Raw genomic sequence first — 12,424 nt, 5'->3', positions numbered from 1 at the left:
CAAACAGATCGTCGTATTAGTGCATTCTTTTTTTATTCATGGTAGGACAACCGCAATCGTTTTTCTTAAAAACTTTACACCCTTCCATCACCAGGCATCCGCAAAGAAAAAAGACTACGATCCATTTTATACTTTTCATACTGCTAATTATATACTGGCTATTTTTGAATACCTTCCTGAAGTGTTTACCTTTTCTTAACAATGCCCTTTTGTAATTTAAGCTAAATTCGTAAAAAATTTTAAAATATTTGTCCACAATTATTTCGTCCCGAAAAATTTTAATCGTTCCCCTGGATTGGGGCCTTGGACACGCCACCCGGGATATTCCGCTCATCCGTGAAATGCTAAACGCAGGTTGCCAGGTTTTTATTGCGGCTGAAGGCAAACACGCTGCCCTGCTACAGCAGGAATTCCCGCAACTGACCATACTTCCGCTCCCCGGCTACCGTATCCAATATGCACAAAAAGGACAGTTTTTTGGACTGAAAATCATTCAGCAAATACCTAAAATTTTCCGTGCGGTAAACTATGAACAACGATGGCTGAAGAAGATAGTCGCTGAGTATCAAATCAATGCAGTTATTTCAGACAACCGTTTCGGTTTATATCACAAAAATATCCCCACTGTTTTCATTACCCACCAACTGCTGATTAAAACACCTTTTGGCGATTGGATAGAGCGGACCCTGCAAAAAATAAATTATCGTTTCATTAACAAATACAGCGCCTGCTGGATTCCCGATTATCCCGGCAGTAACAATCTCTCCGGCGAACTGGCGCATCCCGGCCAATTACCTGCGCATACCACTTATATCGGTTGTCTTAGCCGGTTTGAGCAAAAACCGGGCGTGGAAAAGAAGTACGATCTGCTGGTGCTGATCTCCGGGCCGGAGCCACAACGCACCAACCTGGAAAAACTGATCCTGGACCAGATCAAATCCTTGTCCATCACCGCACTGATCGTAAGTGGAAAACCCGGCATCCCGCAACATGAACAGGTGGCCCCCGGTGTTACACAAATTAATCACCTCAACGCCAGCGAATTAAACGATGCCATGCTGGCATCAGATATGGTATTAAGCCGCTCCGGGTATACCACCCTCATGGATCTGGCCAAATTGAATAAAAAAGCAATTCTTATCCCTACACCCGGACAATCAGAGCAGGTATACCTGGGTGAATACCTGATGGAGAAAGGGTACTTCTATTCGCTTCCGCAGGAACGTTTTCACCTGAAAACGGCACTGGACGAAGCAGCCCGCTTCCCCTTCCGGTCTTTTCATCATGAACAGGATATGAACCAGTACAAACAGGTCGTACAACAGTTCGTACAATCCCTCTGAGATTATTAAAAAAGGGATGGCTGAATTCAGCCGTCCCTTTTTTCTTCAGTATCCGTAAAATGTTCTCCTGCTAAATATTTTTCACCTCCGCACCGGTATAGATCTTTCCGCCGGTAATAGCCACCGGGCGTTTCAGAAAAGAATACTCCTGTAATATCAGGCTGCGGTAATCATCTTCCGTTAAATTCTTTTCATGCAGTCCCATCGGCCTGTACTGCTGCGATCTGCGGCTGAATAAAGATTCATAACTGCCGGAAAGCGCCTTCATTTCATCCAGCTGCGCCGGCGTGATCTTATCTTTCTTGATGTCCTGCAAAATAAATCCGCGCTCCTTTGCCTTCGTTTCTTCCAGGATTTTCTTACAGGTTCCGCAGGTCGACAAATGATAAATTTTATTCATTCTTTTTTGATTTTTTTTATTTGTAAAGTTACATCCTCACCGTATATGGTAGTACTATCTTAATTTTGCAGATTCAAATTAAATCTTGTAGGTTTAGCAATGGAAAAGAAATTATTTTTACTGGACGCCATGGCACTGATTTACAGGGCTTATTACGCCCTGATCAGGAATCCCCGCATCACCAGTGCGGGTCGAAATACCAATGCGCAGTTTGGTTTTACCACTACTTTACTGGACCTCATTAATAAAGAAAAGCCTACTCACATAGCCGTTGCGTTTGACACGCACGCGCCTACCGAGCGTCACACCACTTATACTGACTATAAAGCCAACCGGGAAGATGCCCCGGAAGACCTGCTGGATGCATTACCGGATATCAAGCGGATCATTGAAGGCTTCAATATTCCTGTAGTAGAGCTGGATGGCTATGAAGCGGACGACGTAATAGGTACACTCGCATGGCAGGCCGCAGATGCAGGCTACACCGTTTATATGGTAACCCCGGATAAAGATTACGGGCAACTGGTCCGTGATAATATCTTTATCTACAAGCCACCATACATGGGCAACAAGGAAGAAATCATGGGGCCCAAGGAAGTGTGTGAAAAATGGCAGATCAAAGATGTACACCAGGTGATTGATATCCTCGGCCTTATGGGTGATGCAGTGGATAATATCCCCGGCATTGCAGGCATCGGTGAAAAAACAGCGATGAAATTACTGGCACAATATCACACCCTTGAAAATGTGCTGGATAACGCCGATACCATTGGCGGTAAAATGGGAGAGAAAATCAAAGCCGGTCGTGAAAATGCCCTGCTGTCCAAAGAACTGGCGACTATCATCACAAATGTTCCGGTTACCTTCCATGAAGAAGATTTCTGTATCAAAGATTGCGATAAAGGAAAGCTCACCGACATTTTCATGGAGCTGGAATTTAAAACACTTGGTAAAAGAATACTGGGAGATGGTTTTGCCGGCAGCGCCAGTGTGGAAGCTAAAGCGCGGGTGGTACAAACAGATCTCTTCGGCACTGTTGTTACAGAAGAAGTAACCGTCACCACAGAAACAGTGGAAACCGGCAACATCCTGCTGGCAGATAAAAATATTCACAACACCCCGCATGAATACGAGGTAATTGATACCCTGGAAAAAAGAACGGCCCTGCTGCAGCAATTACTGCAACAGTCAGAAGTGTCTTTTGATACCGAAACAACCGGCACCGACGCCAATGATGCGGAAATTGTAGGTATGAGCTTTTCCTTTAAAAAAGGTTCGGCGTATTACATTCCCATGCCGGCAGACAACACTGCTGCCCGTGCCATCATTCATGAATTTACACCGCTGTTCCAGCACCCCTCCATTGTACTCATCGGGCAGAATATCAAGTATGATATGCTGATCCTGAAATGGTACGGCATGGAAATTACCACCACCCTGTTTGACACCATGCTGGCCCACTACCTGATTGAGCCGGAAGGCCGCAGGAGCATGGATGTGCTGAGCGCGCAATACCTTCAGTATGAGCCGGTTTCCATAGAATCCTTGATTGGCAAAAAAGGAAAAGGACAGGGCAGCATGCGGGATGTGGAAATAGAAAAGATCAAAGAATATGCTGCGGAAGATGCCGACATAACATTGCAGCTGAAAGAAAGATTTGCGCCGCTGTTGCCCGAAAAGGCTGTGGACAAAGTATTCTACGATATTGAAAACCCACTCGTGAAAGTTCTTGCCGACATGGAGTACGAAGGCATTGCCCTCGATACCACCGCGCTGGCAGACTATTCAAAGGAGCTGGAAATAGAAATCAAACGGGCAGAAGAAAGTGTGTACGAACAGGCAGGCGTTCGTTTCAAACTGGCGTCGCCCAAGCAATTGGGAGAAGTGTTGTTTGAAAAATTACAACTGGACCCGAAAGCAAAGAAAACACGTACCGGCCAGTATGCCACCGGTGAAGATGTACTGCAAAAGCTTTCCAGCAAACATAAAATAGTAGAGGACATCCTTATTTTCAGGGAGCTTAGCAAACTGAAATCCACTTACGTAGATTCGTTGCCGTTATTGCTGAATAGGCGCACCAACCGGATACACACCTCCTATAACCAGGCAGTGGCAGTAACCGGCCGTTTAAGCTCCAATAACCCCAACCTCCAGAACATCCCAATTCGTACAGACAGGGGTCGCGAAATAAGGAAAGCCTTCATTCCGCGCAACGAGGAATTTGTGTTGCTCTCTGCCGATTATTCGCAGATTGAGCTACGCATTATTGCCGCCATCAGCGAAGACAAAGAAATGATGGCCGCGTTTCAGCAGGGAATAGACATCCACGCGGCTACGGCAGCAAAAGTGTATAACGTTCCCCTGGAAGAAGTTACGTCCGATATGCGCCGCAATTCTAAAAGCGTAAACTTCGGCATCATCTATGGCGTAAGCGCCTTTGGCCTGTCAGAAAACCTGGGCATTCCGCGCAGTGAGGCCAAAATGCTGATTGATAACTATTTTGCACAGTATCCATCTATCAAAAAATATATGGATGACCAGATAAAATTTGCGTCAGAAAATGGTTATGTTCAAACCCTGCTGGGACGCAAACGCTGGTTAAAGGACATCAACTCCTCTAACGCGGTGGTACGTGGCTTTGCCGAAAGGAACGCCATTAACATGCCTATCCAGGGTACTGCTGCAGATATGATTAAACTGGCGATGATCGCTATACATAAAGCATTCAAAGAACGAAACCTCAAGTCCCGCATGCTGTTGCAGGTACATGATGAATTGGTTTTTGATGCGCACCGTTCTGAACTGGAGATTATTAAACCCCTTATATTAGATCTTATGCGTAACGCCTTACCGCTGTCGGTTCCGGTTGAAGCGGAAATGGGCACCGGCAATAACTGGCTGGAGGCGCACTAAATTCGGCTGTGGCAATTAGCTTTTAGCAGGTAACATCTGATTCGCGGGAATATTTCCCCGGCGGGATTGTTAAATGCTAAAAGCTAATGAATTAAATGCTAAAAGCCGCTATTGTATTTCCCAAAACAGTTTACTAGTTTTCAAACATGATCCAAACACCTCGACTACAATTGTTGCCGTGCTCACTGGAGCATTTCGAATTGCTATTACAGGGCAACGATCACCTGGCCGACCTGCTTGGCATTTCTGTTCCGGAAGGTTGGACGGAGTATCCCGAAATGGTTCTGGTGGCGTATGATAAATTACGCAACGACCCCGCCATGCTTGGCTGGTTCTTTTACCTGGTGATTCACCGCGCCGATAAACGGCTGATTGGCGCCGGCGGCTTCAAAGGCAAGCCCAATGAAGATGGGCTTGTGGAAATGGGGTATGAAATAACAGCCGCCTACCGGGAAAAAGGATTGGGCACTGAAATGGCTGAAGGCCTTATCCGCTTTGCCTTCGGACATTCTTATGTTCACCGGGTCATTGCCCACACTGAAGAAGAATATAACGCCTCCGTTAAAATATTACAAAAAGCGGGGATGCGATTTGTAGGTACATTTAAAAATAAAGAAGGAGAAGATCTCTGGGAATGGGAAATCACCCGCAATCATTACCAGGAGAAATAACTGTAATTCACGTGAACAATCTTTAAAAGTAGCTGTAGCAAGCCCCGTTCATCCATCTTTTCGTCTGTCAAATACCCGCTTTCCCTTATTTTTGGTCCTTTGTTTTAAACCAATCATTGATATACTCATGAAGAAATGGATAATGTGTGCAGCCATGCTTTGCAGCGTAGGCGCATATGCACAAAGCAGTACCAACACAGAGGGAAGCCACTATCAGTTTACCGTTTTAAAGAACCTCGACGCAGGTGATGTGCAAAACCAGGGCCGTACCGGCACCTGCTGGTCTTTTTCCGGCCTGTCTTTCTTTGAATCAGAAATACTTCGCACCGGTAAAAATAAAGGACTGAACCTCAGTGAAATGTACGTGGTACGCAAAATGTATCCGCTGAAAGCCGCTAACTATGTACGCATGCATGGAAAAGCCAACTTCGGTGAAGGCGGCGGTTTCCCGGATGATCTGCTCTGCCTACGTGAATATGGACTGGTGCCACAAACAGCCTACGATGGCAATAAAGGTAAAATGTACAACCACGCTGAAATGGAAAGCCTCCTGGAAGGTATGGTGAATAAAATAGGCAATGCACAGGGCACTATCAACCCCGACTGGTCAAAAGCTTTCGATGGCGTGTTGAATGCCTATATGGGCGACGCTCCGGAAAAATTCCAGTATAACGGTAAAACCTATACGCCGCAGACCTTCGCAAAAGAACTGGGCCTGAACGCCGATGATTACGTACTGATTTCTTCCTTCACACACCACCCGTACAATTCACAGTTTGTACTGGAAGTACCGGATAACTGGAACTGGGAAAAAGTATATAACGTAAACCTGAATGACTTTACCGCCATCGCTGAAAATGCTATCATGAACGGCTATTCCATTGCATGGGCTGCTGATGTAAGCGAAAAAGGATTCAATTTTAAAGACGGACTGGCTATCGTTCCTGAAAAAGACTGGACGGATATGACCGCCGAAGAAAGAAAAAATGCTTTCCTGGAACCAGGCAAAGAAAAAACAATCACCCCTGAAGTACGCCAACAGGCTTTCGATAACTTCGAAACACAGGATGATCACGGTATGCATATTGTAGGCCTGGTAAAAGATCAGAACGGAAACAAATACTTCCGCGTGAAAAACTCCTGGGGTACCGATAATCCGGGTCAGGGATATTTCTACGCTTCTGAGCCTTACTTTGCCTATAAAACCACCTGCTACATGGTAAACAAAAAAGCGTTACCAGCAGATGTTGCAAAGAAACTGGGGATTAAATAGGATCGCCTCCGGCGATTTTAAATTGTCTTGGAGCAGGATTAGATTGATTATACTGATTGTCTTGATTTGATCAGTTTTGATTTTAAAAGATTGGGGGAGATATAAGCGGATATATTCGCTTTTATCTCCCCAAAATATTTATCAGAATCGGCCGTTTAGTGGCCCTTTTTATCCTGGCTAATCATATTTATCTTTTTAAAAAATATTTGCCATGGTCAACTAATAATTATTGACTTCGTCAATTATTATCTTCCAAAACAAATACAGTAAAAGAAATTAACGTTTTCCTTCCTGTTGCTGGGCGTAAGAATAGCTTCCTAAACGGAACTTGAGCGGCACGCCTGTTTGTTTTTGCCAAACCCACTCTTTCTTACAAAAAAAACCAAAGTGCTGCTGGTAATATTCATCGGCTGCAAGGCGGTAAACCGGGGCAGTTACAGGAACAGGAGTGGGGAATTTCCGGGTGGAAGCGGAAAGCAGTGTTGCCGGTTTTAACAGGAATCCGGTAGTATCACACAACGTAAACGGCAGTGGCTTCACTGCCACCGACAACACCGGGGCTGCGGGTTTCAACGTAAGCGTTTGCGCCCCGGCTATCATGCCGGGGAATAAACAAACCACACTTATCCACCATCGCTGCATATATCAGGATATTTCTTCAAAACTGCCAATGCCTTCACGGACCAACACCGGTTCTGCACCGGTACAATCCACAACAGTAGAAAAACCCATACCGCCGGGTCCTCCGTCTATTACAATATCTACCTGGTTACCGAATTTCTCATAAATGATCTCCGGGTCCGTATATTCTTCTACGTAATCTTCTATCGGCAACGTAGTACTCATAATGGGATTGCCAAGTTCTTTTACAATAGTGCGGCAAATATTATTGTCCGGTACCCTGATACCCACGGTGTCTTTCTTCGTTTTTAATAATTTGGGCACCATGCGGCTGGCAGGCAAAATAAAGGTGTACGGACCAGGCAATGCCTTTTTCAGCATACGGAAAATGGGCGTATCCACACTTTTCGCGTAGTCCGACAAATGACTCAGGTCGTAACAGATAAATGAAAAGTTTGCTTTTTTCGGATCTATCTGTTTAATCCTCGCAATACGTTCTATGGCCTTGTGTTGGGTAATATCACAGCCTAAACCATAAACCGTATCAGTTGGATAAATAATAATTCCCCCGTCTTTTAAACATTCAATAATCGTTTTTAAATGACGGGGATTCGGGTTATCCGGGTGTACGTTTAATAGCATATATAAAGTTAACGATTGTGTTTCACTTTCAGGTTTTTAGCCTACCTTTCGTCCCGATTTTTCTAAACCTACGCAATGAATTTAAAAGGCATTGTTCCCAGAACGTGGAGGAGACTGAAGAGAGTAGTACTGGTTTTAATTGTTGCACAATTTTTATACATCCTCTTGCTGAAATGGGTGAACCCGCCTATTACCATTACAGAAATCTCCAGCTGGTTCAGCCTTTGGGGAACAGATAAAAAACTTCAGAAATCCTGGGTGAATTACGATGAAATATCACAACACGCCAAACTGGCCGTGATAGCCAGCGAGGACCAGCTTTTTACAGATCATAATGGTTTCGACTTCAAATCCATCGAAAAGGCGATGAAGCACAACCAGCAAAGCAAAAAAATCAAAGGCGCCAGCACGATCAGTCAGCAGGTAGCAAAAAATGTTTTCCTCTGGCAGGGACGCAGCTGGTTCCGCAAAGGGCTGGAAGTATACTTCACTTTCATGATTGAAAAAATTTGGGGTAAGCAGCGTATCCTTGAAGTGTACCTGAATGTGGCAGAAATGGGAGAGGGCGTGTTTGGGGTGGAAGCGGCCGCCCAGGCCAACTATCAAAAAAGCGCCGCGAGCCTTAACAGGGAGGAAGCCGCTATGATTGCCGCCTGTTTACCTAACCCGCTTAAATATACCATTAATCCGCCTGCGCGGATCACGGCTTACCGGCAGCGTAAGATACTGGTGCAAATGCGTAACCTCTCGCCGGACCCTGATATTATGGAGTTGGTTACCGGCAGAAAATAATCAGGGCCGGTTCAGTAACTGCTGCACGGCAGCTATTGCCAGGGCTTCCCGCTCTTCATAAGTACCCCTGATATCTTTCCATTCAACACCGGAATTACTGACGATTTCCCGGTAAATGTCATAAAAATAATGGCGCATTTCCGGGTCGGGATATTCCCGCTGCGGATCTTCTTCCCACGGCAAATCAACATAGGTGAGCAGATACAAATCGCACTGCTGGCGGGCAATTTGCTGTAAAATCCGCGGATCACAGCGGCCGTATTTATGTTCGCTCCATACCTTAATTACATACAGGTCTGTGTCACAGATCAACACCCCATTGGCCTGCCGGGCCATATGCTGCTCCAGCGCTATCTGGCCGGCGGCAATTTCCAGCAGATCGGATTCTTCGTACGGCCGTTGGAGTTGATCAAGATACTCACGCGCATATTCCGGCGTCCATACGGTATTAAAATGTGCCGCCAGCTTTTCGCTGAGGGTGCTCTTCCCGGTAGATTCAGGTCCTATAACAACTACTTTCTTCATTTATGAGACATTTCTCTTTGCAACACTTCTTTTCTCCAGCTAAGATACCCGAATATGGCAATGGTAAATAAAAAGACGGTTAACCCGGCAGTAAGATACAAATGCTTATATATTAACAGCGGGATGGCTACCAGGTTGGAAATATTGAGGAATATCCAGTTTTCCAGTTTCCGCCTGGCCAGCAACCACATACCCGCGCAGGCAGTAGCGGATACAAAGGCATCCATCACCGGCACATTGGAATCGGAAAAGCGGCTTAGCAGGAAATAGAAAATTCCCCAGCCGGCCAGTGCAATGAAAACGGCGGTGGTCAATTCTTTACTGGTACTGCGCATTACCGGCGTTGCCGGCTCCTCCGGGCCTTTCCTTGCCCAATAGATCCAGCCGTATACGCTCATCACCAGGTAATACGCGTTCAGCGCGGCATCAGCATATAGCTTGAAATGCTCTCTCGACAGGAGATAGGTATAAATACCCGTGCTCACGATGCCGGTAGGGTATACCAGTATGTTATTATTTTTTTGAAAGATGACCGACAAGACAGCAAAAAAAACAGCTACTGCTTCCAGCCAGGTCATCTGGTGAAGACCTTCTAATATGCCCTGGTATAAATCGTTCATAGTGCGAAAGTGGATAAATAATTCCGGATTATGGCATCCGGGATGCAGCAGATACTGCATCCCGGAAAAATTATTTTTTATCTCCGATCAGTGTACCGGATACGTTCCAGAAGCTCTGGCTGGTCCCTTCCGGCTTTCCCTGCGGAATAGCCACCTGTATGGTATGCTGTCCGGGAGTGATATCTGGCAGCGAAATGAATACCGGTGAAGTAAGCGTGCCCGGGCACCAGTTGGAACGGCTTAGATCAGAGGAGGAAAGCCCGTTGCCAAAGTTGCCGGATGCCGGGTTAGATAAACGATAGGTCGCACAATCTGTGCGCCACGGAATAAAATGATACACCCGTTTCCCATCTACAAAAATTTCATTCTGTTTAGGATTAAACTCATCGCCTCCGCCCCAGCCACCATGGCCGGTAGTCAGGAACCTTAACTGAATATTTTTAACCCCTTCCGGAATGGTCACGGTTACTTTCAGGGAGTCTTTATCAAACAGGGTAGCATACTCCTGCCCGGCCATTTCCATCAGGTTGGTGGTATTGAAAACCGGGTATATCCAGTTGGCTGACGGCCGGTTTTCATCTTCCGGATCGCCTGGGTAGTATTTAAGACTAAGACTTACTTTATGCCCGCCTTTATCGTAATTGCCAATATATACGCCCAGCCACACATCGCCCTGAAGGCGGCTGTGCAGCTCAGTGATGTCTTGTTTGTAAATCACAGAGTCCGCCCAGTTGTAACCGGCAATCTTTACCTGGTTGTTAAACTGCCGTACGCCGAATGGCGTAAAAAAGCGCAATACTTCCAGTGCCGGCAAATAATTATCAGTGGCCACCATGCCCTGGTATTGCTTGCCGTTTTTAGCCGTAAATAACGGTAACGTCCCAACGCCCTTTTGCAAACCATCCAGGAAAGAGATGGCTTTATCTGCGGGGATCATAAATACGGAACCGGTTCTGTCGTACGCATCCCCGTTGGAGTATTGCGTGAGTTCCGCAAATAATGTCTGGCCCTTCTTCACTGCCGGCAGGCTTACTTTTTTAAGGATCACGGTGCCGCCCGCGAAATGATAGGTTTGGTTCAGTTGCTCACCGGGAGGGTTAGGCGAATTATTGCCCCAGCTGATCTGTTCCTGGTTAAACACGGGGAGGGTGGTATAGCGGCTGTCTATTACCTGCCGTGTATACGCGGCATCGTTTACTAGGGTACCGGTATTGGATGGCCAGGCCAGTTCTTCAGCCGTTATTTTACGCCAGGTAATTTTCTTTGCAACCGTTTCGCTGTTGCCGTTACGTACCGTTTTAAGCACCAGGCCCAGGCCGGGCGCAATAGTAAGATTGGGAGTGCCTTTCAGCGGGAGATCATTGGTATACCATACTTCTATGGTATTGGAACGGATAAGCAGCTTTGCCTTTTTACATACATATCCGAGGATAGTAGCGGTATCCGGCAGTAACTCCGGGGTGGTATATTCAGAAAAGGCTTTTTTTAACGTATATACTTCCCCGTTGGGAAGACTTAACACCTGCAGGGTAGCCTGCTCCTGCAATTCCAGGAACTGCTCTTCTTTTTGTTTCCTGCTACCGCTAACAATGTGTGCACGGTGATGATCAATCATCAATTGCTGTTCGTTGCCGGGGATGGCTTTCCCATTGCTGCTGAAACCATAGGTAATAACAGCCGATGCGCTGTCCACGTTCTTCTTTTTTTGCGCCTGTACCGGTTGCAGGGCGAGGGCGATGCCGGTAACGATCAGTAGTAATTTTCTCATTGTAGCTGTTTGCTTGTGTTGTATAGGAGTAGCTGGCATTTATTTCCCGGTTAAACGCCAAAAAAAAGCACAGCCATAAAGACTGTGCTTTCGTTTAACACTATCATTCACTCAACTATGGCTTATTCTGCTTCTGCCACAACTTCCTTCACTTCAGGGATCATACGCTTCATCATGCCTTCAATGCCGGCTTTCAGCGTAATCATGGAGGAGGGGCAGCCTGAGCAGGAACCTTGCAACATCAGTGTAACCGTACCATTTTCATAGTCCTTGAACTGAATGGCGCCGCCATCCATTTCAACCGCAGGTTTCACATAGTTTTCAAGTAATTCCTTAATCCGTTTTACCACATCTGTATCGTCTGCACTCACTTCATTGCTCGCGGTAGATTTGGTAATAATCACCTCATCTTCGTTGATAACAGGACGGGAGTCTTCCAGGTATTCTTTCAGGAAGGCCTTAACAGTAGGAATTATATCGTTCCAGTCAGTTTCGCTGGTTTTTGTAAGCGTAATAAAGTTAGCCATAATAAATACGCCCCTGATGAAAGGGAAGCTAAACAGCTCTATGGCTAAAGGAGACGGTTTGGCACTGGCTTCATCCGGGAAATCAATGCTTTTGCCAGGGTACAGAAGCTTGTTTGCCACAAACTTCATGGTTTCCGGGTTTGGCGTCATCTCCGTATATATGCTGATGATTGGATTTCCTGTTTTAATCATTTTATCCTAATTTACTTATGCAAAGGTAGCATTTTTCAGGCAGATTTCCGGGATGCATCTAAATGTAGTCTATCGAAATTTACAATCCCGGTATAGTTCCCGGTGATATCCCCGTCACACCTCGATCTTCTTCATAT

At 45.9% G+C, this 12,424-nt stretch carries 12 protein-coding genes; 5 read left to right on the top strand and 7 right to left on the bottom strand.

Annotation, left to right across the window (positions count from 1 at the left end; all coding sequences use genetic code 11):
- The first annotated feature begins 248 nt into the window (after window positions 1–248).
- Window positions 249–1,343 (top strand): glycosyltransferase, encoded by a 1,095-nt coding sequence (locus ACLHR0_RS07625; protein WP_436485677.1) that lies wholly within the window; start codon window positions 249–251, stop codon window positions 1,341–1,343.
- Between the two features lie 70 nt (window positions 1,344–1,413).
- Here ACLHR0_RS07625 and ACLHR0_RS07620 read toward each other — a convergent pair whose 3' ends face one another.
- Window positions 1,414–1,743, bottom strand: a complete 330-nt coding sequence (locus tag ACLHR0_RS07620) for an arsenate reductase family protein (RefSeq protein ID WP_370908899.1) — start codon at window positions 1,741–1,743, stop codon at window positions 1,414–1,416.
- 99 nt (window positions 1,744–1,842) lie between these two features.
- Here ACLHR0_RS07620 and polA point away from each other — a divergent pair, with 99 nt between their 5' ends.
- The 3 genes from polA (at window position 1,843) to ACLHR0_RS07605 (ending at window position 6,600) form a co-directional block, all read left to right on the top strand.
- Window positions 1,843–4,656 (top strand): DNA polymerase I, encoded by a 2,814-nt coding sequence (gene polA, locus ACLHR0_RS07615; RefSeq protein ID WP_429043192.1) that lies wholly within the window; start codon window positions 1,843–1,845, stop codon window positions 4,654–4,656.
- A 146-nt stretch (window positions 4,657–4,802) separates the two neighbouring features.
- On the top strand, window positions 4,803–5,327 hold the full coding sequence (locus ACLHR0_RS07610; RefSeq protein WP_370908897.1) for a GNAT family N-acetyltransferase: 525 nt from the start codon (window positions 4,803–4,805) through the stop codon (window positions 5,325–5,327).
- A gap of 127 nt (window positions 5,328–5,454) precedes the next feature.
- A complete protein-coding gene (locus tag ACLHR0_RS07605; protein WP_429043189.1) occupies window positions 5,455–6,600 on the top strand; it encodes an aminopeptidase C in 1,146 nt (381 codons plus the stop codon).
- Window positions 6,601–6,876: 276 nt separating this feature from the next.
- Here ACLHR0_RS07605 and ACLHR0_RS07600 read toward each other — a convergent pair whose 3' ends face one another.
- Both ACLHR0_RS07600 and ACLHR0_RS07595 read right to left on the bottom strand, forming a co-directional pair.
- Window positions 6,877–7,242: a hypothetical protein gene (locus ACLHR0_RS07600; protein ID WP_436485674.1), complete on the bottom strand. Its 366-nt coding sequence runs from the start codon at window positions 7,240–7,242 to the stop codon at window positions 6,877–6,879.
- 3 nt (window positions 7,243–7,245) lie between these two features.
- The gene (locus ACLHR0_RS07595; RefSeq protein WP_370908894.1) at window positions 7,246–7,863 is read right to left on the bottom strand and encodes an L-threonylcarbamoyladenylate synthase; all 618 of its coding nucleotides are present in this window, start codon (window positions 7,861–7,863) and stop codon (window positions 7,246–7,248) included.
- Window positions 7,864–7,938: 75 nt separating this feature from the next.
- On the opposite strand from ACLHR0_RS07595, the gene mtgA reads away from it, so the two are divergent.
- Window positions 7,939–8,655 (top strand): monofunctional biosynthetic peptidoglycan transglycosylase, encoded by a 717-nt coding sequence (gene mtgA / locus ACLHR0_RS07590; protein WP_429043183.1) that lies wholly within the window; start codon window positions 7,939–7,941, stop codon window positions 8,653–8,655.
- Here mtgA and ACLHR0_RS07585 read toward each other — a convergent pair whose 3' ends face one another.
- The 4 genes from ACLHR0_RS07585 to ACLHR0_RS07570 all read right to left on the bottom strand — a co-directional run bounded on the left by ACLHR0_RS07585 (window position 8,656) and on the right by ACLHR0_RS07570 (window position 12,287).
- Window positions 8,656–9,180, bottom strand: coding sequence for an AAA family ATPase (locus ACLHR0_RS07585; RefSeq protein WP_436485671.1), 525 nt, complete (start codon window positions 9,178–9,180; stop codon window positions 8,656–8,658).
- Window positions 9,177–9,800, bottom strand: a complete 624-nt coding sequence (gene pnuC / locus ACLHR0_RS07580) for a nicotinamide riboside transporter PnuC (RefSeq protein WP_436485669.1) — start codon at window positions 9,798–9,800, stop codon at window positions 9,177–9,179. Before pnuC ends, ACLHR0_RS07585 begins: the two co-directional genes overlap by 4 nt.
- 70 nt (window positions 9,801–9,870) lie before the next feature.
- Window positions 9,871–11,568 carry a PNGase F N-terminal domain-containing protein gene (locus tag ACLHR0_RS07575; protein WP_436485667.1) on the bottom strand — a complete coding sequence of 566 codons (1,698 nt, stop codon included), beginning with the start codon at window positions 11,566–11,568 and terminating at the stop codon, window positions 9,871–9,873.
- 122 nt (window positions 11,569–11,690) lie between these two features.
- Complete coding sequence (locus ACLHR0_RS07570; protein WP_370908889.1) at window positions 11,691–12,287, bottom strand: NifU family protein; 597 nt, start codon at window positions 12,285–12,287, stop codon at window positions 11,691–11,693.
- Window positions 12,288–12,424: the final 137 nt, after the last annotated feature.

The organism is Chitinophaga sp. ARDCPP14 (assembly GCF_051362515.1).
Classification (GTDB): domain Bacteria; phylum Bacteroidota; class Bacteroidia; order Chitinophagales; family Chitinophagaceae; genus Chitinophaga.
The sequence above is the reverse complement of the archived record's forward strand: the minus strand, read 5'-3'. Positions and strand labels throughout refer to the sequence as shown.